Genomic DNA, 23,922 nt, shown 5'->3' with positions numbered 1-23,922 from the left:
CCGGCGGGGGTGATTCCCGGCAGGGGTGACTTCTCCGGGAGTGATCTTGCTCGGGAGCTGCCGCTCGGCGTGAACGGTCTCCCGGACGGAGGCTGCTCGCCACTGCCCCCGCCGCGCCAGGCGCGACCGCGCCGCCCTCGGCAACTGATCGCCCCGGCCTGAACCACCCGCCGCTCACCCCCGCCCGGGGCCGCGCGGGGCGTCAGGCCGAGGCGGCCCGGAAGCGGTCGGCCAGCCGGAGGGCCGACATGCCGAGCCCGGCGGGGAACGCCGGCGCCGCGGGCGTGGTCAGGCGCTTCAGCTCCGGCTCGGTGTAGCGCACGCACTGGCGGTGCCACTCGAGGATGCCCGACATCCAGTCCTTCAGCTCGTCGGCGTGGCGGAGGAGCGCGTCGCGGGCGGGCTGGTCCAGTTCGGCGTCCTCGAAGAGCTGGGGCAGGTCCGTGGCGAGGATGTGCTCGAACTGCCGCATTCGCGCCGTCATCAGGTCGTTCACCACGTCCCGCGCGGCGAGCCGGTCCAGGCCGAGGAAGTGCTCCACCACCAGCACCATGTTGTGCAGCTCGCCCTCGAACTCGATCTCCTTCTGGTAGGAGAACAGGTCGTTGGCGAAGCACGCGTAGTCCTGCGCCGCGGTCTCCAGCTCACGCAGCGTCCTCGTGCCGAACAGCTCCGGCGGCACCTCGGTCAGGTGCGTGATCCGCGCCAGGCTCATCGTCATGTCCGAGCCGAACGTGCGCCGCCGCATTTCGACGTAGTCGATCGGGTCCGGAATGCGGTTCTGCGCCTGGTTGGCCAGCTCCCACACCCAGCTCGCGGTCATGTCCTCGACCGCCTTCCGGAACACCCGCCGCGCGTCGCCGCTCAGCGGGGTCGCCGTGCGCCGCCACAGGTCCTGCAGGCCGCGCTCCAGCGGGGTCAGCGGCTCCGGCGTCTCCCCGGCGTCCAGCGGCATGAACAGCGACAGCCGGTCGTTGGTCACCTTCGCGGCGGGCACGTTGCGGCCCGCGCCGAACACCGCCGGGAAGTAGTCGTCGCCATAGGTGCCCCACGCCAGCCACGCCGTGGACAGGTGCAGCTCGTCCGGGTCGGCGTCGGCGTGGATCATCGACGCGCAGTGCGCCAGGTCGATCCCGCGCAGCCGCTCCTCGTCCCACACCCCGCCGGCCTCCACACCCGGCACCGAATCGTAGAAACCCATCTCCCGGCACCACTGCGCGTTCTGCTCGCGCGCCTCCTCCAGGTGCGGGCTCATACGGAACGCGTACGGCATGTAGATCTCCGGCAGCGGCAGGTGCCCGACCTTGGTGAACGGCACGTGGTCACGCTGCTGCCTCCGGGTGCGCAGGACCGGCCCGGCGGTGAGCCGGCTGGAGCCGCCCTCGGCCGCGCCCTCGTTCATGTACCGGCTGGACCGCGCGTGCCACTCGTGACCGCCGGACTGCCAGTCCTGCAGCCCCTTCACGTACGCCCCGACGGCGATCTGCTCGTGCGGCAGGGCCGCGTGCTCGGCCAGCAGCGCGGGCACCTCGACCAGCGCGGTGTCCTCGAACTGCTGCAGGCGCGAGGTCAGCAGGTCGTTGACCAGCTCGGCCGCCTCCTGCGTGGAACAGCCGAGGAACCGTTCGAGCACCAGCACGGCATTGGAGTTCTCGCCCTCCTCCTGCACCTCGCGCTGGTAGGAGAACAGGTCGTTGCGCAGGTGCACGGCGTCGGCGAACGTGTCGGACAGGACCTCGATGGTCCGCGTCGCCGACAGCCGGTCCGGCACCTCGGCCCGCACGGCGTACTCGACCAGGTTCGCCGACCACGGCGCACCGCCGACCCGCCGCCGCATCTGGATGTACTCGATGGGGTTGGCGATGCGGCCCAGGTCGATGTTCGCCAGCTCCCACATCGACTCGACCATCAGGTTGTGGGTGCTCAGCGTGAACCGCCGCCGCCACCCCTCCGACATCGCCGGGATCGTGCGTGCCCACAGGTCCTTCAGCCCGGCCTCGGCGGGGTTCGCCGGCTCCGGCGGCTCCTGGCCGGGCGCGGTCATGAACAACTCGAGGCGGTCCAGGTACTCCTTCGCGCCCGCCATGTCGCGGGAGTACTTGAACTGCTCGAGGAAGTGGTCGTCGAAGAAGAACACCCAGACGTACCAGTCGGTGATCAGGTCGAGGGCCGGACCCTCGCAGTCCGGGTGCGTGTAGGCGCACATGAGGGCGTAGTCCATCTTGGCCAGCGCCGCCTCGGTCCACACCACACCTCCGCCGGGCTTGGCCGCGTCGAGCATGCCCATGCGGCGCGCCCAGTCCATGCTGTGCGCGCGGGTGCCCTCCAGGTTCGGGTTGATCCTGGCCGGATGGGGGACGTAGAACTCGGGCAGAGTGAAGGCCTGCATGTCTTCGACGGTGCCACCGGTGATCGGGTGGCGGCAACGGCCAGGTGAGCGATCCGGGGTCCTGTTCGGATGAACCGGCGAGAACACCCTCGGTTGCTTGCTTGTCCTGTTTGGACAGTGCCGGTTTTGTCAGTCGCGACCAGCGGTTCTTTCGGGGATACCGGGAGCATGTGAAATCTCGCCGGAATTCGGGACTGGGCCATTCGAGCGATTTCGCGCGAAACGAAGCCACCGATGGAGTGGTGTGGCAAATATTCCCCGGCATGGCACCGGACGGATATATCACGGATCCGCAGGGGCGGATCAGACCGAGGCACAACCGGAAGGGCGGGAAGGCGGTGGTCGCTGCCCTTGCGGTCGGGGCGCTCGCGGCGGGCGGGACCGGCCTGACGACCGGGGGTGGCACCGCAGGTGGTTCCGCCACCTCCGCCCACGGCAAGTCCGCCGGCAAGGACGCCGCCCGCAAGGGGCAGCGCGGCGAGGCCTGGAAGCGCATCGGCCTGCGTCAGCTGCGGCAGACCGCTCACGCCGCGACGGCCTGCGGCTCCCACTCCTACGGCCAGGTCCAGCAGTTCTTCCGGAAGCACCCGTGCCGCAAGCTGGACCGGCTCCTCCTCGCCATCGGCGACACGCGCGGCAACACCGTCGTCGTGTCGATCGCGTGGGTGCGCATGCCCACCGCGAGCACCGCGGCCGAGCTCAAGGAGCTCGCCGACACCGACGGCACGGGCAACGTCGAGCCCCTCGCGGCCGGCGCGCTCGGCCTCGCCGGCGTCGAGTTCACCGGGCAGTACTACGGGTCGCGGCGGGACGGCTCGCTCGTCGTCATCGCCGAGGCCGCTCCCGGTGGCGGGCGGCCGGACCCGGCGGCGATGGACGACGCCGCCGAGGTCGCGGCCGAGTTCCCGCCGCCCTAGCAGTACACCTGGCGCCGCTCCAGGACGCCGCGGATGAACGCCGCCTGCCCGGCGTGCTGGAGGTCGTCGGACAGGATGCTGACCAGCCGGACCCCGAGGGTGACCGGCGGGTCCCACGCCTCGTCGACCACGTCGTCCAGCCGGTCCTCGCGCAGCGAGCCCAGCCACGCGACCGTCGAGTCGTGCACTGCGTCGTGGTAGCCGGTGAGCAGCTTGGCCTCCGCGCGCACCGCGGCGACGTCCTTGGAGCGGTGCCCATAGCCGGTCGCCGACGGCCGGAACGGCAGCCCGAACCGCTCGTGCCACCCCTGCTCGGTCCACACCTGCGGCGTGCCGGCCAGGTCCGCGATGTGGTCGTCCTGCACGCGCGTGAGGTGCCAGACCAGCCACGCGATCGAGTTGGCGTCCTCGTCGAGGCGCTCGGCCAGCTGGTCCTCGGTCAGCCCGTCGACGGCCTCGTGCACGACCTCCTGGATGCGGCCGAACCCGTCGATCACCAAGTCCGCAACAGTCATGCCCCCACGCTAACCGCGATCGACGAGTCCCGCCGCCACGAGCTGGACCGCCACGAGCACGGCGATCGCCTCGGCGGCCAGCAGCCCGATCAGGACCAGCACCTGCGTCACCCCGGCCTGCACCGGGCTGGCCCCGCCGAGCAGCACGCCGACGTACGCGCCGGGCAGGGTCACCAGGCCGACCGTGCGGGTCTGGTCGAGCGCGGGGATCAGCGCCTGCCCGGCGCTGGGACGGCAGATCTCCAGCGCGGCCGCCCGCGGCAGGAAACCGAGCGCGAGGGCGGCTTCGTACTCGCCGTGCCGTGTGGCCAGCTCGTCGAGGGCGCGGCGGGCGGCCTGGGACGTCGCGCTCATGGCGCCGCCGATGACGATCCCGGCGATCGGCACCACCGCGATCGGCTCCAGCGGCACCACGCCCGACCCGAGCACCAGCGCGAGCACCGGGAGGACACCGCCGGCCAGCGGGACGGCGATCCACGGCGCGCGGCGCAGCGGGAGCCCGACGCGGCGGGCCGAGGTGACCGCGGCGACGGTGAACATGAGCAGCACGAACAGCCCGGTCAGCCAGCCGGACCGGAGCACGGCGGTGATCAGCAGCGAAACCGCGCCCAGCTGGACGATCGCGCGACCGGCCGCCGTCGCGACCGCCCACCCGGGGCCGAGCCGGCCGAGCCACACCGCGAGGGCGCCCACCGCGACGAGCGCGGCGAGGACGACGGCCAGCACCGGACCGGTCTGCAGGGTCGCACCGTTCACGTGGTGATCGTGCCCCACGGCGATCGCGGGAGGCGGCCCGGACGGGTCAGGGCAGCGACTTGGAGCAGCGCACCATGCCCTGCGGCGCCGACACGGACCGCTCGCTCACCACGACCCCGTCGACGATGATGCGGCACGTCAGGGTGCCGCCGCCGGCGTTCTGCGCCGTCAGGCTGAAGTACTGGTCCGAGCCCTGCGGCCCGGTGCGCTCGATCGACACCGACCACGGGGTGTCCGTTTCGAGGACCTGCGCGATGTCGGCGCCCTTCGCCACGTACGTCACGTTCAGCGCCCCGGCGCCGCCCGTCAGCTCGTACGTCACGGCGTAGGACACCTGCGGCACGGGCGCGACCGGCGCCACGACCGGCGCGCTGGCCCCGCTGAGCGACCCCACCGACGGGTCGGCGGACCGCTGCCCGGCGACGAGCAGCGAGGTGAGGCCGACCGTCAGGACCACCCCGAGGGCGGCGAACACCGCCATCGAACTGGCCAGCGGCCGCCGCGGTCCCGGCCCGGGACCCGCGGTGGGAACAACACCCATGGCGTCGTCTTCTCTCGGCTCACCGCGCTTCCACCGAGCGCGTCAACCATTCCTCGCAAGCCGAGCGTCAATCGTTACCTGGCGGGTACATCACCGTCCGCTTTTCACCCGCTCGGGGTAGTGCAACCCCGCTGACCTGCGACTTCTACTCGCTCGTGTCGTCGATCGCGCCGGTCTCGACGGCGAGGATCCCGGGCTGCTCGGCCAGCCTGGCGAGCAGGTCGTCGACGCCGCGCGGCCCGAGCAGCCGCATGCTCAGGTCGATCACGCCGCCGGAGTCGCGGCGGTTGGTCAGGGCCCGCTGGACCGAGTAGCCGGAGCGGGTCGCCAGTTCCAGGATCCGGCGCAGCGCCCCCTCGCCGTCCCGGTAGGCCAGCCGGACCGTCGTCGTCGCGGGGCGCCGGCGCGTCAGCAGCCGCACCAGCGGCGGGTAGCCGTAGACCACCACGAAGTGCGCCGCGGTGACGACCACCGCCAGGAGCGGCAGCCCGGCCGCGCACGCGCAGCCCACCGCCACGCTCATCCACACCACCGCCGCGGTGGTCAGGCCGCGCACCACGTCGCGCCGCACGAAGATCAGCCCGCCGCCGATGAACCCGATCCCGGACACGATCTGTGCCGCCACCCGCGACGGGTCCAGCACGATCCGCCCCGGTTCGAGCACGTCGGTGAAGCCGTACTTGCTCACCAGGAGGAACAGCGCCGCGCCCACCCCGACCAGCGTGTGCGTGCGCAGACCGGCGCTCTTCTGCTTCAGTTCGCGTTCCAGGCCGATCAGCGAGCACAGCACCAGCGCGAGCACGAGTTCGCCGACCTGCTGCCAGCCCTGGCCCGAGGGTTCGGAAAACACCCGGCCAGGCTAGTGCCCGCTCTCGCGCTGACGCTCGGCCAGAAAGTGCGTTATGTCCTTTGTGGAGGGGTAGAGTTCGCGGTACCGCGTATAAAACCGGTCATAGGTGTCCACCGCGGCCGGATCCGGGCGAACCGTGCTCGCCACCGGGTTCCAGCGCGTGACGTCCGGTTCCGCGCCGATCGCGACGGCCGCCAGCAGCGCGTCGCCGAACGCCGCGCCGATCGTCTCCGCGGGCACCTGCTGGTCGGCGCCCGTCACGTCGCTGACGATCTGCGTCCACAGCCCGCCCTGGGTGCCGCCGCCGACCGCGACCAGCCTGCCCGCCGCGCCGCCGGAGTCGCGCATGGCCTCCAGGTTGTGCCGCACGCCGTAGGCGATGCCCTCCAGCGCGGCGCGGTAGATCTCGCCGATGCCGTGCGAGGTGGTCAGCCCCGCCAGCACGCCGCGGGCGTCCGGGTCGAACAGCGGCGTGCGCTCGCCCGCGAAGTAGGGCAGCATCAGCAGGCCCCGGCTGCCGGGCGGCACCTTCGCGGCCTCGTCGACCAGGGTCGCGAAGTCGCCGCCGACGAGCCGGCGCAGCCAGTCGGTGATCGCGCCGGAGGTCGCCATCCCGGCCGCCAGCGAGTACGTGCCGGGGAAGGCGCCGCACGTCGTCCACAGGCCGGTGTGCGGGCGCGGGTCGGCCAGCACCTGGATGAGGAACATCGTGGTGCCGTACATGACCATCGTGTCGCCCGGCTCGGCCACGCCGACGCTGGCGGCCTCGGCCCACGCGTCGACCGTCCCGGCCGTGACCGGGAGGCCCTGCGGCAGACCGGTTTCCGCTGCCGCGGCCGCGCTCACCACACCGGCCACCTCGGTCGGCCACACCAGCCGCGGCATCTCGACCCCGGGCGCGCACAGCGCCGCCCAGTCCGCGGCCCAGTCCCCCGCGCGCAGGTCGTACATCGGGTCGCACTGGCTGGCCGAGTGGTGGTCCAGGACGTACTCGCCGGTCAGCCGGTGCACCAGGTAGGAACTGCACATCAGGAACAGCCGGGTGCGCCGGAACACCTCCGGCTCGTGCCGGGCGAGCCAGCGCCACTTCGGGCCGACCGCCTGCGACGACAGCGCCGTGCCCGCGCGCTCCACAATGGATTCCGCGCCGAGCTCCGCGGTCAGCTCTTCGATCTCCCGGGAGGCGCGGGTGTCCACGCCGTACAGGATGGCCGGCCGCAGCGGGGTGCCGTCGGAGTCGGCGGGCAGCAGCACCGGCCCGATGCCGCTCACGGCCAGCGCCGCCGGCTTCCGGTCGCCGGCCGCCGCCACCAGTTCCCGGGTCAGCGCCAGGAAGTCCTGCCACCACACGGTTTCCGCGTCGTGCTCGACCCAGCCCGGGTGCGGGCACGAGGTGTCGTGCGCCCGCGACGCGCGGGCCACGATCTCGCCGTCGCGGGTGACCAGGACGCCCTTCGAGCTGGACGTCCCGATGTCGATGCCGAGCAGCAGGTCAGTCACGGGACCACTCGTGCACGTCGACGCCCAGCAGGCCGGCCGCGGCACGCAGCTCGGCGCGGCGGTCGCCCGGGATGGCGTGGATGTGGTTGGCCCCGAACCGCGACAGGAACGTCTCGGCGGGCGCGTCCAGGCGCGCCCACGCGTGCGGCCACTCCGGCGTGGACTGGCGCATCAGGGACTCGTTGGTCTCGTCGTCGTAGTTCTCGAATTCGCCCAGCATCAGCTGCAGACGGTACTCCCCCGCCTGCCGGGTGAGCCGTCCCAGCGTCATCTGCCCGGGCGCGGCGATGTGCTGGACCGACGCGCCGCCCGCGGGGAAGAAGAACACCTCCGGGTAGAAGTGGACCTTCGCCAGGTTCTCCGCCGGGTCGTCGCTGCGCGCGGCGTACCAGGTGGCGTGCTGGCCGGAGTTGCACAGATCCCAGATGTCGCGGTCGGCGTGGTAGTGGCGGACGTCGGCGAACAGCACCGGGTCGCCGGAGATCTTGTGCATGAGCTGCATGGTCAGCGCGCCGTCCATGTCCGCCTCGGTGGCGGTGACGTGCACCGGCTTGGGGCCGTTCCAGTCGTAGGGGTCGTTGAGGAACGCCTCCGTGACGTCCATCGTGGCGAAGTGCTCGGTCAGCTCCGGCTGGCCCTTGATGCCGGAGAAGTCGAGCTTGCGCTCGTCGATGATGTCGCGGATCGCCAGGTACGACCGGATCTGCCGCTCCAGCAGCTCGGGCGTGAGCTTCTGGCCGTCGTAGTGGACCCCGGCCGCGTGCTCCTCGATCCAGCGGCGCGCCTTGGCCGCTTCGCCGACGTCGGCCTTCTCCGCGCGCAGCACCAGCTCGTACTGGTCGATCTCCTCGACGTCGACGCCGAACTGGCGCATCCACTGGTCGGTGTTGGCGACCGCGGTGTTCATGCCCATCGGGCGGCCGCCGAAGCGGCCGAAGGTGGACCCGCGCAGCGACGCGACCGCGGCGGCGGCCCGCGCATGCGCGCCGACCCGGCCGGCCAGGTCCGCGTCGTCCGGCGCGCCCCACAACCGGGTGTGGGCGCGGCCGATCTGGTCCAGTGCGCCGCCCGCGGCGAGCATGCCGACCAGACCCGGCTCGGTCGGGTCGGTGCTGGCGACCAGGATCAGCGGGCTGCGCGTGGCGTCCGCGGCGAGCATCGTGAAGTGCGGGAAGCTCCACACCGCGTAGTAGAAGATCGTGACGTCCACCCCGGCGGCGGCGACCTCGCGCGCCACCGACGTGGCCAGCGTGTTGGTCGCGACCAGGTCCCGGCCCGCGACCACCTCGTGCCCCGCCGCGGTCAGCGACCGCACGAGCTCGTCCTGTTTGGACTGGATGAACCGGGCGTTGCGCGCGTGCACATGGTCACGCCCGTCGGAAATGCTGATCACGCCGATGCGGGCCACGCTGCCTCCTAGGGCGGGTAATCGATTACTCAAGACGCTATTCTGGACCCCGGACGGTGTCAATAGCCGCCCGTCCACCGCGTGAGCGGCGAGGAAGACGGGAGGTCGCGGTGGCGACCATCAGCGATGTGGCGCGGCGCGCCGGGGTGTCCACGGCCACCGTGTCGCGGGCGCTGAACGGCGTGTCCACAGTGGATCCGGCGCTGGTCGCCAGGGTGCGCGCGGCCGCGGAAGAGCTGGGCTACCAGCCCAACGGGCTCGCGCGGAACCTGCGCAGGCAGGAGACCGCGGTCCTGGCGCTGATCATCTCCGATGTGGAGAACCCGTTCTTCACCGCGATCGCCCGCGGCGTCGAGGACGTGGCGCAGACGGCCGGTTACTCCGTGGTGCTGTGCAATTCCGACGAGAGCGCCGAGAAAGAGCGCCGCTACATCGACGTGGCGCTGCAGGAGCGGGTGGCCGGGGTGGTGATCTCGCCGACCGACGAGTGGGCCGGGGTCGAGATGCTGCTGGGGCGCGGAACGCCGGTCGTCGCGGTGGACCGGCCGCTGCGCGCGGGCACCGGTGATCAGGTGCTGGTCGACAGCCGGGCCGCGGCCAGGGCGGCGGCCGAGCACCTGCTGGCGGCCGGTTACCAGCGGGTCGGGTGCGTGACCGGGCCGGCGGGGGTGCGCACGGCCGACGACCGGCTGGCGGGGTACCGGGACGCGCTCGGGCGGCGGAAGCGGCGCGAGCGGCGGGCCGAGTACCGGGCGTCCGGCGGCGAGGCGGCGACGCGTGCGCTGCTGGCCGAGGCGGAGCCGCCCGACGCGCTGCTGGTGGCCAACAGCGCGATGGCGATCGGCGTGCTGGAGGCACTGCGGGCGGCCGGGCTGCGGCTGGGGCGGGACGTCGGGGTGGTCGCCTTCGACGACGTCCCCTGGGCGACGCTCATCGACCCACCGCTGACCGTCGTGGCCCAGCCGGCGTACGAGATCGGCGCGGAGGCGGCGCGGCTGCTGCTGGCCCGGATAGCCGATGGCTCGCTGCCCCCGACCGCGACGACACTGGAGGCGCAGCTCATCGAGCGGGGCAGCAGCCACCGCGCCTGACGGGGTTCGTTTCCGGCGGCGATCCGGGGCCGTCCCGCCGCCGGGGCGACGGGACGGCGCGCGAAACGGTCAGGACCCGCTGTTCAGCTCCGCGTACGTGGCCGCCGCGTTGTCCTTCGTCACCAGCTTCGTCGGCAGCGTCTGCGTTTTCGGCACCTGGCGGCAGTCCACCAGGATGCTCTTCGCCGCGGCGATCGCCTCCTGCCCGCCCGTCGGGTAGATGAATGTCGCCGACAGGCGGCCCGCCTCGACGGCCTTCAGCCCGCCCGACTCGATGGGCAACCCGTCGATCCCGGTGATCGGCAGGTCGGGACGCCCGGCGTTCGTCGCGGCGATGCGGGCTCCCTCGCCCATCGGGTCGTTGTGCGAGTAGATCGCCTGGATGTCCGGGTTCGCCTTGAGGATCGCGTCGGCCTGCTGCTGGCCCTTGTCCCGCAGCCAGTCGCCGTCCTGCGCGGCCACGATCTCGATCTTGGACCCCTGGATGCCCTGCATGAAGCCGTCGTGCCGCTCCCGCGCCGGGGTCGAGCCGGCCAGCCCGCGCAGCTCGCCGATCTTGCCGCCGTTCGGCAGCAACGTCGTCTTGAAGTACTCGCCGGCCTGCCGCCCGATGTCGACGTTGTCCGCGCCGATGAACGACGTGTAGGCGTCGCCGTCGACCTTGCGGTCCAGCACCAGCACCGGGATCCCCTTGTCGTAGGCGCGTTTCACCGGCGCGGTCAGCGGCGTCGCCTCGTTGGGGCTGATGATGAGCAGGTCGACCTGCTGGGTGATGAAGTTGTCGACCTGCTCGACCTGCTTCGAGTTGTCCTGCGCGGCGTCGGCGAAGTTGACGGTGAACTGCGGCACCGACGCGGCCGCGGCGCGGATGTCGTCGTCCATCCGCTGCCGGTACGGCTCGGCGACGTTGGCCTGGCTCATCCCGATCGTGTACTGCCCGTCGGCGCCGCAGCGCTCCGGCGCACCCTGCGCGCCGCCGCCGCTGCCCGAGTTCTCGTTCGTGGTGCCGCAGGCCGCGAGCAGCAGGCACGCGCCCACCGCCGCCAGGCCACGGGACTTCCGCATGATTCTTCCCCTCTCGTCAGGAAACCGATGCCGGGCGCAGCCGCTGCAGCCCCGCGGCGAGCACGATGACCAGGCCGATCACGAGCAACTGGACGTTGGAGTCCACGTTGTTCAGGCCCAGGATGTTGCGCAGCACGCCGACCAGCAGCGCGCCGGCCACCGTGCCGACCACCGAGCCGCGCCCGCCCATCAGGCTGGTGCCGCCGATGACCACGGCGGCGATCGCGTCCAGCTCGTACATCGCGCCGTCGTTGGGTCCGCCAAAGTTGAGCTGCCCGGCGTGCACGATCCCGGCCAGCGCCGCCAGCAGCCCGCACAGGCCGAACACGATGATCTTCACCCGCTTGACCGGCACGCCGGACAGGCGCGCGGCCTTCTCGTTGCCGCCGATGGCGTAGATGTGCCGGGAGAACGCGCTGACCCGCAGCAGCACCACCGCCAGTGCGGCGACCACCAGGAAGATCAGCGCGGGGATCGGCACCAGCCCGTTGAAGGTGCGCTCCCCCAGCAGCGAAAACGTCTCCGGCGCCTGCCCCGGCCCCTCGCCGTAGGTGATCGACACGCCCTGCCCGCCGGACCAGATCCGCGCCAGGCCGCGCGCGATCTGCATGCCGGCCAGGGTCACGATGAACGCCTGGATGCCGAACGAGGTGATCGCGAACCCCTGCAGCAGCCCGAACCCGAGCCCGATCGCGAGCACCAGCGCCACCGCCGGCACCAGCCCGAGGTCGTTCTCGGTGAGCAGGACCGCCACCCCGACGCTGGCCAGGCCGAGCACCGACCCGACGGACAGGTCGATGCCGCCGATGAGGATCACCAGCGTCATCCCGACGGCGAGGATCCCGATCTCCGACATCGAGCGCACGACGTTGAACAGGTTGCCCGAGTCCAGGAACACGAGCTCGCCGTTCTTGCTCGGCGAGTACACCACCGCGGCGATGAACACCAGCACCAGGCCGAACAGGCTCTGGAACCGGAACAGCGTCGCCAGCAGCCCGCCGCCGGGGCGGGCGAGGTCGGGCAACGCGGCCACCTTGGTCATGACGTCCCTTCCGCCACCAGGTCCTCGACGGCCCCCTCGCCCATCGAGAACGCCAGCAGCTCCGCTTCGGTGGTGTTCGCTGTGTCCAGTTCCCGCACGCTGCGGCCGTCCCGCAGCACGACCACGCGGTGGCAGACGCCGATCAGCTCGGCGGGCTCCGACGACGCGAGCAGGACCCCCACGCCCCTGCTCGCCGCCTCGCCGAGGAGCCGGTAGATCTCGGCCTTCGCGCCGACGTCCACCCCGCGGGTCGGCTCGTCCAGCAGCAGCAGCGCGGGTTCGGTGAGCAGGCCGCGCCCCAGCACGACCTTCTGCTGGTTGCCGCCGGACAGCGAGCCTGCCGGGTCCCGCAGCGACGCGAGCTTCACGCCGAGGCGGTCGACCATCTCCTGCGCCGCGCCGCGTTCCCGCCGCCGCGGCACCACCCCGGCCCGCGCGATGCGGTCCACTATGGACAGCACCGTGTTGGCGAGCACCGAGTGCTCCAGCGCCAGGCCCGCGACGCGCCGGTCCTCGGGCACGAACGCGATGCCCAGGCGCAGCGCCCCGCGGGGGCCGCGCGGGCGGATCTCCTCGCCGCGCAGCAGGATCCGCCCGGACCAGCGTCCCCCGACGCCGTAGATCGTCTCGAGCAGCTCCGTGCGACCGGCGCCGAGGAGCCCGGCGACACCGACGATCTCGCCGCGCCCGACCCGCAGGCTGATGCCGGCCGGATCACGGCGGCCGGGGCGCCGCGACTGCACGACCAGGTCCTCGACGCGCAGCAGCTCCTCCCCCGCGCCCGCGCCGTCGCCGGTGCGGAACATCGACTCGACCGGCCTGCCGACCATCGCCTCGGACGCCTGCTGCGCGGTCATCGCCCGCGCGTCGAACTCCGCCACCACCTCGCCGTTGCGGAGCACGGTCGCGCGGTCGGCGACGCGGCCGATCTCGTCCATGCGGTGCGAGATGTAGACGACGCCGGCGCCGGCGCGGCGCAGTTCGGCGATCACGGCGAACAGCCGGTCGATCTCCGGCGCGGACAGCGCGGAGGTCGGCTCGTCCATGACGATGATCCGGGCGTCCAGCGACAGCGCCTTCGCGATGGTGACCAGCTGCTGCTCGCCGGTGCGCAGCTCCTCCACCGGACGGCGCGGGTCGAGCGCGACGCCGATGCGGTCCAGAAGGCGCGCGGTCTCACGCACCATCCGGCGGCGATCGATCGTGCCGAAGCGGGTGCGGGGCTCGCGGCCGAGGAACACGTTCTCGGCGATCGGCAGCGCCGGGACGAGGTCGAGTTCCTGGTGGATCATCGCGACCCCGGCGCGCTGCGCGTCGGCGGGCCGGGCGAACCGGACGGGCTCGCCGTCGATGCGGATTTCCCCGCGGTGGCCGCCCACCTCACCGGAGAGGATCTTCATCAGAGTGGACTTGCCCGCGCCGTTTTCCCCGAGCAGCGCGTGGACTTCTCCGGCACACACAGTGAAATCGACGTCACGCACCGCATGAACTCCGCCGTAGGACTTGCTCACCCCGGCCAGCTCGACCAGGGGCGACCGTGGCTCCGCGTCCATGCTGGCCCCCTCGCCACGCTGCGAGAAATCGATTACTCGGCCGAACCTAGAGTGACCCGCCACACATGTCAAGAGTGGACAAGATCGTGTCCTCTGCGGACAGTTTCCCCTAGGGCGCACGAACCCGCACGCCGAGCGCTATGCTGAGGCTCATGACGGTCGCGCTGGAGAACGTCCTCGCCAAGGCAGGCCTCCGGATCGACGCCGCGGATTTCCTCTCGCTGGTCGAGGACGCCGCGCGCCGCCTCGCCCCGCCGAACCCGGACCCGGTGTCCTTCTTCTCCGAGGGGCAGCGGGCCGCGCTCGCCGAGGCGGGGCTCGATCTGTCGCCCCGGCGCGACGACGAGCCGGACAGCCGCGCGCCGTCGGTGGCGGCGCACGCGGTGCTGGCCGAGTCCGCCCTCACGGTCGCCGAGGCCGCACGGCGGCTGGGCGTGGACCCGAGCCGGATCCGGCACAAGCTGGCCGACCGGCGCCTGACCGGCTGGAAGGACCAGGGCGGCTGGCGGCTGCCGTCGTGGCAGTTCGGCGAGCGGGGCGCGCTGCCCGGGCTGGAAGCCGTGCTGGCCGCCGTGCCGGACGACCAGCCCGCGCTGGTCGTGGCCGCGTTCATGAACACCGAGCAGGCCGACCTGCAGATCGGCGGGCGGCCCGCCACCCCGCGGCAGTGGCTGCTGGCCGGGGGCGACCCCGAGCCGGTCGCCGCGCTCGCCGCCACGCTCGGCACCCCGTTCTGAGGCCGCCCCGCATCTCATGGCCCGTTTGCCACTCCCGCCGTCGCGGGCTGAGCTCCTCGCTGCCCTGCGCGCCGACGTCGACATCGTGACCGTGCCGTCCACGCGGCGGCTGGTGCGGATCTTCACCGCGGGCGGCAACCACCCGCAGCAGTGGAACACGTTCCGCTACACCGGCCCGCTGCCGCACGGCCGCTTCGACCCGCAGCCGCCCAGCCGGGACGGGCGCGCCGTCACCGATCCGGGGCACGGGGTGCTGTACTTCGGGCTGACCGTGCGGACGAGCGTGGCGGAGGTGTTCCAGACGACGTCGCTGGTCGACCGCAGGACGCGGCTCCCGAGGCTGGTCGTGGTGCGCCCGTCGCGGCCGCTGAGGCTGCTCGACCTGACCGGCCTGTGGCCGACGCGGGTCGGGGCGTCGCAGGAGATTTCGAGCGGGCCGAAGAAGATCACGCAGGCGTGGGCGCGGGCGATCCGCGCGGCCTTCCCGGAGCTGGACGGACTGTGGTACCGCTCGTCGATGGACGGCGGGCACCCCGCGCTGTGCCTGTGGGACCCACCGGCCGGCAAGGCGCTGCCGCTGGCGCCGGACGTGCTGCTGCCGCTCGACCACCCCGGCCTGGACGTGCCGCTGGGCCGGGTGTGCGAGGAGCTGAACTACGTGCTGCTGAACTGAAGCGCGCGGGGACAGCGGATTTCCGGGGGGGACGGGCGCCGGTGCTCCCGGCACACCTGGATCAACGCGTGGCGAGACCCCGCCGCCAGCCCGCCTACTGCTCTGCGGAGCGCCGGCACCGGAGCCGGGAAACCCCCGCGCCCGCCGTGCCACGACGCCGCCTCGCCGGGGGCGCGCCGGGGCAACCGGTCCGGGACGCACCGCGGTGCGGCCGGCTCCGTTACCCAGCCGGCTCCGAGGCCGGGGAGGCCGGGAGCGGAAGCGCTCGGCCCGCAAGCTGTCCCGGGTGCGCGGGCGGAGCGCCAGCCCTCGACGTTGATCCGGGCCGGCGTCTCCGCCTCGGCAACCCGGCGAGTCACGCCAGGTGGCGCGACCACCAGTCCAGGATCGCGTCGAAGCGTTGCACCCGGTGGCGCGGCTTGCCGGACCGGCTCAGTTCGTGGCCCTCGCCGGGGAAGAGGAGCATCTCGACCTCCGTGCCGTTGCGCTTGAGCTCCACGAACAGCCGCTGGGCCTGCTCCACCGGGCAGCGCCAGTCGTGCTCGGAGTGGACCACCGCGAACGGGATCCGGATCTGCGCGGCGTAGGTCAGCGGGCTGCGCTCGCGCTGCACCACCGGGTCCGCGCCGACGTAGGCCTCGGTGAAGAACCAGCCGATGTCCGAGCTGCCGGTGAACGAGTCCCACGCGTTGACGGCCCGCTCGCTCCACGCGGCGCGGAATCGCGAACCGTGGTGGGCGGCCAGCCACGTCGTCATGAAACCGCCGTACGAGCCGCCCATCACGCCGACCCGCGAGGAGTCCAGGTCGTCGCGCTCCAGGGCCGCGTCCAGCAGCGCCAGCACGTCGTCGACGTCGACCGTGCCCAGTCCGTGCACGATCGCCTGCCCGTGGCTCTCGCCGTAGCCCGCCGAACCGCGCGGGTTGCCCATCACCACGGCGTACCCGGCCGCGGCGTACACCTGCGCCTCGTCGAACAGGCCCCAGTCGTAGGCCGCGAACGGGCCGCCGTGCACCACGAGCAGCACCGGGTGCGGCCCCTCGCCCTCGGGCAGCACCAGCCAGCCGTGCACCGGGTAGCCGTCCGGCGCCGTGGCGGTCAGCTCCTCGACCGGGCGGATCCCCTTCTCCCGCACCGGCTTCGAGAAGTCGGTGAGCACGAACTGGTCCGGGCCGTCGAGCAGCACCACGTCACCCGAGCTGTCCGGCCGCGCCACGACCGCGGCGATCCGCTCCCCGTCCACCGCGAACGACCGCACCGCGCCGCGGTCACCGAGCAGCCTGCTCAGGCCGTCCAGCGGCGCCCGGTCGGCGTCGCGCGGCACGGCCCGCAGCTCGATCGCGCCGCGGTTGAGCACGGTCACCAGGACCTCGTCGCGGAACTGCGCGGGCGGCACGTCGGACATGCAGTACACGGACTCCGCGTCGGTCAGGCGGCGCGGCTTCGCCGGCTCGCCGTCGGCGGGCAGCTCGGCCGCCCACAGACCCGGGTTGCGGGCCACGACGTGCGGCCACGTGTACTCCTGGCCGTAGAAGAGGATCGTGCCGTCGACCGTCACCGACGGCTTGGCGGCGCTGCCCGCACTGCGCACCGCGAGCACCGGCTCGCCGCCCTCGGCAGGCACCAGGTAGAGGTCGCTCTCCTCGGTGTCGGTGGCGCCCCACTCGCGGGGCGCGACGACCAGCACGGCCGAACCGTCCGGCAGCCACGCCGGGTCGGAGACGTCGGCCTGGTCGTCGGTCAGCGGCTCCGGTTCACCCGGGTCGGTGACGTCGAGGACGAACAGCCGCCGCGGGCGGTCCCGCAGGAAGCCGACGTTGTCGAGCCGGTAGTCGTAGCGGGTGATCCGGCGGGGCGCCTCCGCGGCCGGTTCGAGGACTTCGCCGTCGGGGTCCGGCGCACCGTAGCGGCCGGCTTCGGGCACCCGCGCGGTGAAGGCGACGCGGCGCGAGTCCGGCGCCCACACCGGGGCGCCGGCGCCGAGCGGCAGTTCGGTGAGGCGCCGGGCGTCGCCGCCGTCGGCGGGCATCACGTGCAGCTGCGGCTTGTCGCCGTCCGCGCGGAGGAAGGCCACCCAGCGGCCGTCCGGGGAGATCGCGGGATCGGTGTCCCGCTCGCCGTGGGTCCACTGCCGGGCCGCCCCGCCGTCGGGGGCGGCCCGCCACAGCGAACTGCGATAGGTGTTGCCGCCGAGGTCGGGGGTGGTGACCGCGGTCAGCAGCAGGGTGCCGTGCAGCGCGGGAGTGCCGGGCACGGCGAGGAGTTCGAGATCCGAGGGACGCATGCCCCCGAACCTACCGGATTTCGTTAGCCTCGCTAAGAGCCTGAGACTCCGACTTCTTCTTCTCGTCCCGCTTGGCCTTGGCCAGGCTGAGGACGGTGGTGACGGTCAGGACGACCACGATCACGCCCAGCGAGAGCCAGTTGTTGATGTCCAGCCAGTCCGGCACCGCGTGGTACTCGTGCAGCGCGTGCAGGATCAGCTTCGCGCCGATGAAGGCGAGGATGACCGCCAGGCCGTAGGACAGGTAGACCAGCTTGTTCACCAGACCGCCGAGCAGGAAGTACAGCTGCCGCAGCCCCATCAGCGCGAACGCGTTGGCGGTGAACACCAGGAAGGCTTCCTGGGTGATGCCGAAGATCGCCGGGATCGAGTCGACCGCGAAGAGCAGGTCGGCGCTGCCGATGGCCACGATCACCACGAACATCGGCGTAAGCCAGCGCTTGCCGTCCCGCTTGATCGTCATCTTGTGGCCGTGGAAGTCGTCGGTGACCGGGTAGACCTTGCGGATCCACCGCACGACCGCGTTCTCGTGGTACTCCTCGTCGTGGTCGTTGCCGCGCACCATGCTGATGGCCGTCCACACCAGGACCGCGCCGAACAGGAAGAACACCCACACGAACTGGGCGATCAGGGCCGCACCGACCGCGATGAACACGCTGCGCATGGCCAGCGCGAGCAGGATGCCGATCAGCAGCACGCGGTGCTGGTGGATCGCGGGCACCCGGAACGAGGCCATGATGATCATGAAGATGAACAGGTTGTCCACCGACAGCGAGTACTCGGTGATGTACCCGGTGAAGAACTGGACGCCGTAGTCGTGCCCGGCGAGGACCCAGACGCCGATGCCGAACAACACGGCGCAGGTGATGTAGAAGACGACCCACTTGGCCGCTTCCTTGGTGGTGACTTCATGTGGCTTCCGGTCGACGATCACGAGGTCGATCGCGATCAGCACGAGCAGGCCTGCAACCGTGGCAGCCCACAGCCACACGGGGACATTCATCTACGCAATACCTCCGGTTAGCGCGCAGCAGCAGCTAGCCGGAGGTCTCTTCCGCCGGTGGATCCGGCCGACGGTGCCGGGTGCCCCGAAGGACCGCCGTGCTGACGACACCGCCGCGAAGGAATACTCCCCTCCACGTCGTATCCATCTTTCCTGATCAACCGGACGAACACCACCTTAGGTAACCCTCATCACCCGGATTCCAAGATCAGGACCCGCGCTGACGCGTTCTCAGGAAAGCTCCCATACGGTTTCGGTGTGCCCCGAATCGCGCTCCCGCACACACGCCGTTCCCGGATGGTGATCCTCGCGGTCGTCGTCCTGCTGGTGGCGGCCGTCGTGCTCGTCTGGACCCGCTCGTCGAGCGAGCCCGCCGCGGTACCGACGCAGGACGCCATCCTCGACGTGCCCGCGGCGCCCGGCTCCGCGGCGAAGGTCAGCCTGGACACCACGCTCTACCTGCCGGAGCGCACGCCCGCCCCGGCGGTGCTGCTGCCGCACGGGTTCGGCGGGGACAAGAACAGCGTCGCCGGCGACGCGCAGGAGCTGGCCCGGCGCGGGTTCGTGGTGCTCACCTACTCGGCGCGCGGCTTCGGCCGCAGCACCGGCGAGATCGGGCTCAACGACCCGGACTTCGAGGTCGCGGACGCCGCCCGCCTGGTCGACTGGCTCGCCACCCGCCCGGAGGTCCGCCTGGACGGCCCCGGCGACCCGCGGGTCGGCGTGCTGGGCGCCTCCTACGGCGGCGCGCTGGCGCTGCAGCTGGCCGGACGGGACAAGCGGGTCGACGCGATCACGCCGGTGATCACCTACAACGACCTGGCCCAGGGCCTCACGCCGAACGCGGCCGCGGCGGCGGCGCCCGCGGCGGGCACCCCGGCGGCGGGCGCGTTCTCCCCGGACGGGGTGTTCAAGAGGTCGTGGGCCGGGCTGCTCTTCTCCGCCGGGACCTCGCCCTCGGGCGCGGGCGGGCTGGGCGCGGAGGCGCCGGAGCCGGGCCAGGAGACCAACGACGACACCCAGACCGCCGGGACCACGGGCGGGGGCGGCTCGGCCGCCGCCGCGCCGCTCCCCCAGCAGGCGCCGCAGCAGCTCGGCGGGGCGACGTGCGGCCGGTTCACCGCCGAGATCTGCCGCGCCTACGCCGACCTGGCCACGACCGGCAAGGTGAGCCCGCAGGTCGCGGCCCTGCTGCAGCGCCTGTCCCCCGCCGCGGTCACCGGGAACATCACCGCGCCGACCCTGCTGGTGCAGGGCGAGGCCGACACGCTGTTCGGGCTCGACCAGTCCGACGCCACCGCGCGGCAGATCACCGCGGCGGGCGGGACGGTGCAGCAGGTCTGGTACACCGGCGGGCACGACGGCGGCCGCCCGGGCCCGCAGCTGCGCGCGAAGCTCGGCGACTGGCTGTGGTTCCAGCTCACCGGCGAGGGCGGCAACCCGTTCAGCGGGTTCTCCTACGACGTGCAGGGCTCGCTGCGCGCGTCGGGCTCGCCGTCGGTGCGCACCGTCGACGCCGGCGAGTACCCCGCGCAGACCCAGCGGCGGACGCTGCAGCTCGACGGCGACGAGCAGACGATCGTCAACCCGCCCGGCGGCACGCCCGCCGCGGTCAGCGGGATCCCCGGCCTGAACGCGCTGGTCAGCGGATCGTCGCGGCTGTCGGGACTGTTCAGCCTCGACCCGCCCGGCCAGTCCGCGCGGTTCACCACCGCGCCCGTCGACTCGCAGCTGCTGATCACCGGCTCGTCGACCGTCCGGCTGCGGGTGTCCGGCACCGGCGAGGCGGTGCTGTTCGTCAAGCTCTACGACCTCAACCCGGACGGCAGCCGCACGCTGCCGGCGAACCAGATCGCCCCGGTCCGGGTGGCGATCCCGTCGTCCGGCACCGCCGAGGTGACCGTGACGCTGCCCGGGGTGGTGCGGCCGGTCGAGGCCGGGCACGCCCTGCAGCTCGTGGTCACGACGACCGACCAGGCGTACGCGACCCCGGTGACCCCGGCCGCGTACCGGGTCTCGCTCGCCGACCCGGCCATCGCGGTGCCGGTCGTGCCGGGCAACGCCGTCGGCGGCGGGTGGCCGGTCGGGACGCTCGTCGGCATCGCCGTCACGCTCGCGCTCGCCGCGGCGGTCGCCGCGCTGGCCGCGGTGCGCAGGCGGCGGTCGCACCAGGCCGACCCGGACCTGGCCGGGGTGCCGCTGGTGATCGACGGGCTGACCAAGGCCTACCCGGGCGGGCTCACCGCCGTGAAGGACCTGTCCTTCCGCGTCGAACCGGGCCAGGTGCTCGGCCTGCTCGGGCCGAACGGCGCCGGCAAGACGACGACGCTGCGCATGCTGATGGGCCTGATCACCCCCACCGCCGGCGAGATCAGGGTGTTCGGCCACCGGATCACGCCCGGCGCGCCGGTGCTGTCGCGGATCGGCTCGTTCGTCGAGGGCTCCGGGTTCCTGCCGCACCTGTCCGGCACCGCGAACCTGCGCCTCTACTGGGACGCGACCGGCCGCCCGATCGAGCAGGCGCACCTGGAGCAGGCGCTGGAGATCGCCGGGCTGGGCAACGCCGTGCACCGCAAGGTCCGCACCTACAGCCAGGGCATGCGGCAGCGGCTCGCGATCGCGCAGGCCATGCTCGGGCTGCCGGAGCTGCTCGTGCTCGACGAACCGACCAACGGGCTCGACCCGCCGCAGATCCACCAGATGCGCGAGGTGCTGCAGCGGTACGCCGCGACCGGCCGGACCGTGGTGGTCTCCAGCCACCTGCTGGCCGAGGTCGAGCAGACCTGCACGCACGTCGTGGTGATGCACCGCGGCCGGCTGGTGGCCGCGGGCGAGGTCGGCGACATCGTGGCCGCCGGCGGCGAGGCCACCTTCCGGGTCGACCGGCCGGAGGCGGCGGCCGACGCCCTGCGCGGGGTGCCCGGCGTGTCCGGTGTGGACGTCGAAGGGACCCTCGTGCACGCCGACCTGGACGGGATGCCGCGCGCCGAGGCGGTCGCGGCGCTGGTCCGGGCCGGGGTCGCGGTCGAGCAGGCCGGGCCGCGGCGACGGCTGGAGGACGCGTTCCTCCAGCTCGTGGGAGAGGAAACGTCATGAGCGAGAACGGGGTCCACACCGATCCCGCGGCACTGGACGAGCTGACCGACGCCGCTGCGCACACCCACTCCGGGGTGGGCGCGGACGGCGCGGTCGAGGGCTACCGGGCGCGGCGGACGTTGCGGCTGGGCGTCGAGCTGCGGCGCCAGCTGCGGCGGCGGCGCACCCAGCTGGTGCTCGGGTTCGTCGTGCTGCTGCCGTTCATCCTGGTGGTGGCGTTCGAGATCGGCGAGTCCAGCCCGAACCGGCGCTCCGGCGGGTTCGTCGACCTGGCGACGGCGAGCGCGCCGAACTTCGTCGTGCTGGCGCTGTTCGTGTCCGGGACGTTCCTGCTGCCCACGATCGTCGCGTTGTTCTTCGGGGACACGATCGCGAGCGAGGCGTCCTGGTCGAGCCTGAAGTACCTGCTGGCCATGCCGGTGCCGCGGCACCGGCTGCTGCGGCAGAAGGCGATCGCGTCCGGGTTGCTGTCGGTGGTGGCGCTGGTGCTGCTGCCGCTGGTGGCCCTGGTGGCGGGACTGATCTTCTACGGGGCCGGTGACGCGGTCAGCCCCACCGGGGACGCGATCCCGTTCGGGCAGAGCCTGATCGCGATCGGGCTGTCCACCGTGTACGTGGTGATCCAGCTGGCGTGGGTGGCGGGGCTGGCGCTGTTGTTGTCGGTGCTCACCGACGCGCCGCTGGGCGCGGTCGGCGGGGCGGTGCTGGCGGCGATCCTGTCGCAGATCCTCGACCAGATCACCGCGCTGGGCACGCTGCGCAACTACCTGCCGACGCACTACTCGTACGGCTGGATGGACCTGATCGCGACCGACATCGACTGGACGAACATGGCCGCCGGGACGCTGTCCGCGGTGATCTACGCGACCGTGTTCACGCTGCTGGCCGCGCGGCGCTTCGCGACGAAGGACATCACCAGCTGATTTCCCACTACGGTGGGGCGATGACGACGATCGAGGTGGACAAGGCCGGCGACGTGGCCGTGCTGAAACTGGCCCACGGCAAGGCGAACGCGATGGACACCGAGCTGTGCCGGGAGCTGGTGGCGCGGCTGGAGGAGGCCGAGCTCGGCGGCGCGAAGGGCGTGGTGCTGACCGGGCGGGACGGGATGTTCTCCGCCGGGGTGGACCTCAAGCGGGTCGCCGCGGGCGGGCCGGCCTACCTCCGGGAGTTCCTGCCCGCGCTGTCGGACGCGTTCCTGGCCGTGTTCGGGTTCCCCGGACCGGTCGTCGCGGCGGTGACGGGGCACGCGATCGCCGGCGGGGCGGTGCTGGCGGCGGCGTGCGACCGGCGGATCCTGAACGAGCGGCAGGGCCGGATCGGCGTCACCGAACTGCTCGTCGGGGTGCCGTTCCCGTTGGTGGCCCTGGAGATCCTGCGCTGCGCGTACGGGACGGAGCGGCTGCCCGGGCTGACGTTCCTCGGCGAGACCTACGCGGGCGGCGAAGCGCTTTCCCGCGGGCTGGTGGACGAGCTGGCCGCGCCGGACGAGGTGCTGCCGAGGGCGATCGAGACGGCGAGGCGGCTGGCCGCGGTGCCGTCGGACGCGTTCCGGCACACGAAGGCGCAGATCCACCGGCCGTTCGACGAGCGGATCGGCGAGCAGCGCGCCGGGGACGACGCGCACGTCGAGCGGGTGTGGTCGGCCCCGTCCTCGCTGGCGGCGATCGAGGAGTACGTGCGGACCACGCTCGGCGGGTAGCATTCTCGGTTCCCCGCCCACCGCCTCTCGGAGGCCGCCATGCCGCGTCCGGTGCACTTCGAGATCCACGCGAGCGACCCGGAACGAGCCGTCACCTTCTACGCGACGGTCTTCGGGTGGACGTTCGAGCGGTGGGGCAGCAACCCGTACTGGCTGATCAGCACCGGCGACGGACCGGGCATCGACGGCGGGCTGGTGCCGCGGCAGGGCCCCGCGCCCGCCGAGGACGCGCCGGTGAACGCCTTCCCGCTGACCGTCGAGGTGGACGACCTCGACGCGGCCGTGCGGCGGGTCGAGCAGGCGGGCGGCCAGGTGGCGGTGCCGCGCAGCCCGATCCCGGGGATCGGGTGGCTCGCGTACTGCGTGGACACCGAGGGGAACATCTTCGGGATCCTGGAGCCGGCCCCGGAAGCCGAGTGATCGTGGGCGCTTGTCGGTGGGGCGTTCGGCGCGCGGTGCGGTGGGCGCGGATGGTGGCCGCACTCTCCGCCGACGGCCGCGCGAGCGGCCGGCGCCCGCGCCGGCGACGAGCGGCGCCCCAGCGCGGATGACGAGCGGCGGCGGGGTGGCGAGCGACAGCACGAGCAGCGAGCAGCGGCGGTCTGGCGCGAGCGGCTGCGGCAGCACGAGCAGCGAGCAGCGGCGGTCTGGCGCGAGCGGCTGCGGCAGCACGAGCAGCGAGCAGCAGCGGTCCGGCCCGAGCGGCTGCGGCAGCACGAGCAGCGAGCAGCAACGGTCAGACGCAAGCGGCTGCGGCAGCACGAGCAGCGAGCAGCAGCGGTCCGGCCCGAGCGGCTGCG

Annotated in this window: 21 protein-coding genes; 9 read left to right on the top strand and 12 right to left on the bottom strand. The window is 72.8% G+C overall.

The genetic code is table 11. The features are described from left to right. Positions 1 to 202: 202 nt before the first annotated feature. On the bottom strand, positions 203 to 2,389 hold the full coding sequence (locus L2C96_RS30435) for a terpene synthase family protein (protein WP_237338646.1): 2,187 nt from the start codon (positions 2,387 to 2,389) through the stop codon (positions 203 to 205). Between the two features lie 338 nt (positions 2,390 to 2,727). Between L2C96_RS30435 and L2C96_RS30430 the strand changes: the two genes are divergently transcribed. Then, the gene (locus L2C96_RS30430) at positions 2,728 to 3,306 is read left to right on the top strand and encodes a hypothetical protein (protein ID WP_237338645.1); all 579 of its coding nucleotides are present in this window, start codon (positions 2,728 to 2,730) and stop codon (positions 3,304 to 3,306) included. Here L2C96_RS30430 and L2C96_RS30425 read toward each other — a convergent pair. The 6 genes from L2C96_RS30425 to L2C96_RS30400 form a co-directional block, all read right to left on the bottom strand. Next, on the bottom strand, positions 3,303 to 3,821 hold the full coding sequence (locus tag L2C96_RS30425) for a mycothiol transferase (RefSeq protein ID WP_237338644.1): 519 nt from the start codon (positions 3,819 to 3,821) through the stop codon (positions 3,303 to 3,305). The genes L2C96_RS30430 and L2C96_RS30425 overlap by 4 nt on opposite strands. A gap of 9 nt (positions 3,822 to 3,830) precedes the next feature. Continuing rightward, a complete protein-coding gene (locus L2C96_RS30420; protein ID WP_237338643.1) occupies positions 3,831 to 4,577 on the bottom strand; it encodes an ABC transporter permease in 747 nt (248 codons plus the stop codon). A gap of 46 nt (positions 4,578 to 4,623) precedes the next feature. Next, positions 4,624 to 5,118 carry an MmpS family transport accessory protein gene (locus tag L2C96_RS30415; RefSeq protein ID WP_237338642.1) on the bottom strand — a complete coding sequence of 165 codons (495 nt, stop codon included), beginning with the start codon at positions 5,116 to 5,118 and terminating at the stop codon, positions 4,624 to 4,626. 145 nt (positions 5,119 to 5,263) lie between these two features. Continuing rightward, complete coding sequence (locus tag L2C96_RS30410; protein WP_237338641.1) at positions 5,264 to 5,968, bottom strand: MgtC/SapB family protein; 705 nt, start codon at positions 5,966 to 5,968, stop codon at positions 5,264 to 5,266. A 9-nt stretch (positions 5,969 to 5,977) separates the two neighbouring features. Continuing rightward, positions 5,978 to 7,468, bottom strand: a complete 1,491-nt coding sequence (locus tag L2C96_RS30405) for an FGGY-family carbohydrate kinase (RefSeq protein ID WP_237338640.1) — start codon at positions 7,466 to 7,468, stop codon at positions 5,978 to 5,980. Continuing rightward, on the bottom strand, positions 7,461 to 8,876 hold the full coding sequence (locus L2C96_RS30400) for an L-fucose/L-arabinose isomerase family protein (protein WP_020420375.1): 1,416 nt from the start codon (positions 8,874 to 8,876) through the stop codon (positions 7,461 to 7,463). Before L2C96_RS30400 ends, L2C96_RS30405 begins: the two co-directional genes overlap by 8 nt. A 110-nt stretch (positions 8,877 to 8,986) precedes the next feature. Here L2C96_RS30400 and L2C96_RS30395 point away from each other — a divergent pair, with 110 nt between their 5' ends. After that, a complete protein-coding gene (locus L2C96_RS30395; RefSeq protein ID WP_020420374.1) occupies positions 8,987 to 9,967 on the top strand; it encodes a LacI family DNA-binding transcriptional regulator in 981 nt (326 codons plus the stop codon). A gap of 69 nt (positions 9,968 to 10,036) precedes the next feature. Here L2C96_RS30395 and L2C96_RS30390 read toward each other — a convergent pair whose 3' ends face one another. The 3 genes from L2C96_RS30390 to L2C96_RS30380 are packed head-to-tail and all read right to left on the bottom strand — an operon-like array spanning position 10,037 to position 13,627. Further along, positions 10,037 to 11,032: a substrate-binding domain-containing protein gene (locus tag L2C96_RS30390; RefSeq protein WP_020420373.1), complete on the bottom strand. Its 996-nt coding sequence runs from the start codon at positions 11,030 to 11,032 to the stop codon at positions 10,037 to 10,039. A 16-nt stretch (positions 11,033 to 11,048) separates the two neighbouring features. Beyond that, positions 11,049 to 12,074, bottom strand: coding sequence for an ABC transporter permease (locus tag L2C96_RS30385; protein WP_020420372.1), 1,026 nt, complete (start codon positions 12,072 to 12,074; stop codon positions 11,049 to 11,051). Continuing rightward, complete coding sequence (locus L2C96_RS30380; protein ID WP_237338639.1) at positions 12,071 to 13,627, bottom strand: sugar ABC transporter ATP-binding protein; 1,557 nt, start codon at positions 13,625 to 13,627, stop codon at positions 12,071 to 12,073. Before L2C96_RS30380 ends, L2C96_RS30385 begins: the two co-directional genes overlap by 4 nt. A gap of 152 nt (positions 13,628 to 13,779) precedes the next feature. On the opposite strand from L2C96_RS30380, the gene L2C96_RS30375 reads away from it, so the two are divergent. Then, on the top strand, positions 13,780 to 14,364 hold the full coding sequence (locus tag L2C96_RS30375; RefSeq protein WP_020420370.1) for a MerR family transcriptional regulator: 585 nt from the start codon (positions 13,780 to 13,782) through the stop codon (positions 14,362 to 14,364). Positions 14,365 to 14,380: 16 nt separating this feature from the next. After that, positions 14,381 to 15,037, top strand: a complete 657-nt coding sequence (locus tag L2C96_RS30370; RefSeq protein WP_237338638.1) for an RES family NAD+ phosphorylase — start codon at positions 14,381 to 14,383, stop codon at positions 15,035 to 15,037. A 355-nt stretch (positions 15,038 to 15,392) separates the two neighbouring features. Here L2C96_RS30370 and L2C96_RS30365 read toward each other — a convergent pair whose 3' ends face one another. Together L2C96_RS30365 and L2C96_RS30360 are read right to left on the bottom strand one after the other, a co-directional pair. Continuing rightward, positions 15,393 to 17,321, bottom strand: coding sequence for a S9 family peptidase (locus L2C96_RS30365; protein ID WP_237338637.1), 1,929 nt, complete (start codon positions 17,319 to 17,321; stop codon positions 15,393 to 15,395). Positions 17,322 to 17,331: 10 nt separating this feature from the next. Then, on the bottom strand, positions 17,332 to 18,324 hold the full coding sequence (locus L2C96_RS30360; RefSeq protein ID WP_237338636.1) for a TerC family protein: 993 nt from the start codon (positions 18,322 to 18,324) through the stop codon (positions 17,332 to 17,334). A 297-nt stretch (positions 18,325 to 18,621) separates the two neighbouring features. On the opposite strand from L2C96_RS30360, the gene L2C96_RS30355 reads away from it, so the two are divergent. The 5 genes from L2C96_RS30355 to L2C96_RS30335 form a co-directional block, all read left to right on the top strand. Then, positions 18,622 to 21,420, top strand: a complete 2,799-nt coding sequence (locus L2C96_RS30355) for an alpha/beta fold hydrolase (protein WP_237338635.1) — start codon at positions 18,622 to 18,624, stop codon at positions 21,418 to 21,420. Then, the gene (locus L2C96_RS30350; RefSeq protein ID WP_020420365.1) at positions 21,417 to 22,343 is read left to right on the top strand and encodes an ABC transporter permease; all 927 of its coding nucleotides are present in this window, start codon (positions 21,417 to 21,419) and stop codon (positions 22,341 to 22,343) included. The genes L2C96_RS30355 and L2C96_RS30350 overlap by 4 nt, the downstream gene beginning before the upstream one ends. Positions 22,344 to 22,363: 20 nt before the next feature. Further along, a complete protein-coding gene (locus L2C96_RS30345) occupies positions 22,364 to 23,122 on the top strand; it encodes an enoyl-CoA hydratase/isomerase family protein (protein WP_237338634.1) in 759 nt (252 codons plus the stop codon). A 39-nt stretch (positions 23,123 to 23,161) separates the two neighbouring features. Next, positions 23,162 to 23,542 (top strand): VOC family protein, encoded by a 381-nt coding sequence (locus L2C96_RS30340; protein WP_020420363.1) that lies wholly within the window; start codon positions 23,162 to 23,164, stop codon positions 23,540 to 23,542. A gap of 145 nt (positions 23,543 to 23,687) precedes the next feature. Then, the coding region (locus tag L2C96_RS30335) for a hypothetical protein (RefSeq protein ID WP_237338633.1) at positions 23,688 to 23,922 on the top strand (235 nt) is incomplete at its 3' end.

Source organism: Amycolatopsis tucumanensis, from assembly GCF_021654135.1.
GTDB lineage: Bacteria > Actinomycetota > Actinomycetes > Mycobacteriales > Pseudonocardiaceae > Amycolatopsis_E > Amycolatopsis_E tucumanensis.
The sequence above is the reverse complement of the archived record's forward strand: the minus strand, read 5'-3'. Positions and strand labels throughout refer to the sequence as shown.

Excerpts from the sequence above, each read along its gene's own strand:
- L2C96_RS30435 (WP_237338646.1), bottom strand. The coding sequence starts at position 2,389 with ATGCAGGCCTTCACTCTGCCCGAGTTCTACGTCCCCCATCCGGCCAGG.
- L2C96_RS30425 (WP_237338644.1), bottom strand. The coding sequence starts at position 3,821 with ATGACTGTTGCGGACTTGGTGATCGACGGGTTCGGCCGCATCCAGGAG.
- L2C96_RS30415 (WP_237338642.1), bottom strand. The coding sequence starts at position 5,118 with ATGGGTGTTGTTCCCACCGCGGGTCCCGGGCCGGGACCGCGGCGGCCG.
- L2C96_RS30390 (WP_020420373.1), bottom strand. The coding sequence starts at position 11,032 with ATGCGGAAGTCCCGTGGCCTGGCGGCGGTGGGCGCGTGCCTGCTGCTC.
- L2C96_RS30385 (WP_020420372.1), bottom strand. The coding sequence starts at position 12,074 with ATGACCAAGGTGGCCGCGTTGCCCGACCTCGCCCGCCCCGGCGGCGGG.
- L2C96_RS30380 (WP_237338639.1), bottom strand. The coding sequence starts at position 13,627 with ATGGACGCGGAGCCACGGTCGCCCCTGGTCGAGCTGGCCGGGGTGAGC.
- L2C96_RS30375 (WP_020420370.1), top strand. The coding sequence starts at position 13,780 with ATGACGGTCGCGCTGGAGAACGTCCTCGCCAAGGCAGGCCTCCGGATC.
- L2C96_RS30370 (WP_237338638.1), top strand. The coding sequence starts at position 14,381 with ATGGCCCGTTTGCCACTCCCGCCGTCGCGGGCTGAGCTCCTCGCTGCC.
- L2C96_RS30365 (WP_237338637.1), bottom strand. The coding sequence starts at position 17,321 with ATGCGTCCCTCGGATCTCGAACTCCTCGCCGTGCCCGGCACTCCCGCG.
- L2C96_RS30360 (WP_237338636.1), bottom strand. The coding sequence starts at position 18,324 with ATGAATGTCCCCGTGTGGCTGTGGGCTGCCACGGTTGCAGGCCTGCTC.
- L2C96_RS30355 (WP_237338635.1), top strand. The coding sequence starts at position 18,622 with ATGGTGATCCTCGCGGTCGTCGTCCTGCTGGTGGCGGCCGTCGTGCTC.
- L2C96_RS30350 (WP_020420365.1), top strand. The coding sequence starts at position 21,417 with ATGAGCGAGAACGGGGTCCACACCGATCCCGCGGCACTGGACGAGCTG.
- L2C96_RS30345 (WP_237338634.1), top strand. The coding sequence starts at position 22,364 with ATGACGACGATCGAGGTGGACAAGGCCGGCGACGTGGCCGTGCTGAAA.
- L2C96_RS30340 (WP_020420363.1), top strand. The coding sequence starts at position 23,162 with ATGCCGCGTCCGGTGCACTTCGAGATCCACGCGAGCGACCCGGAACGA.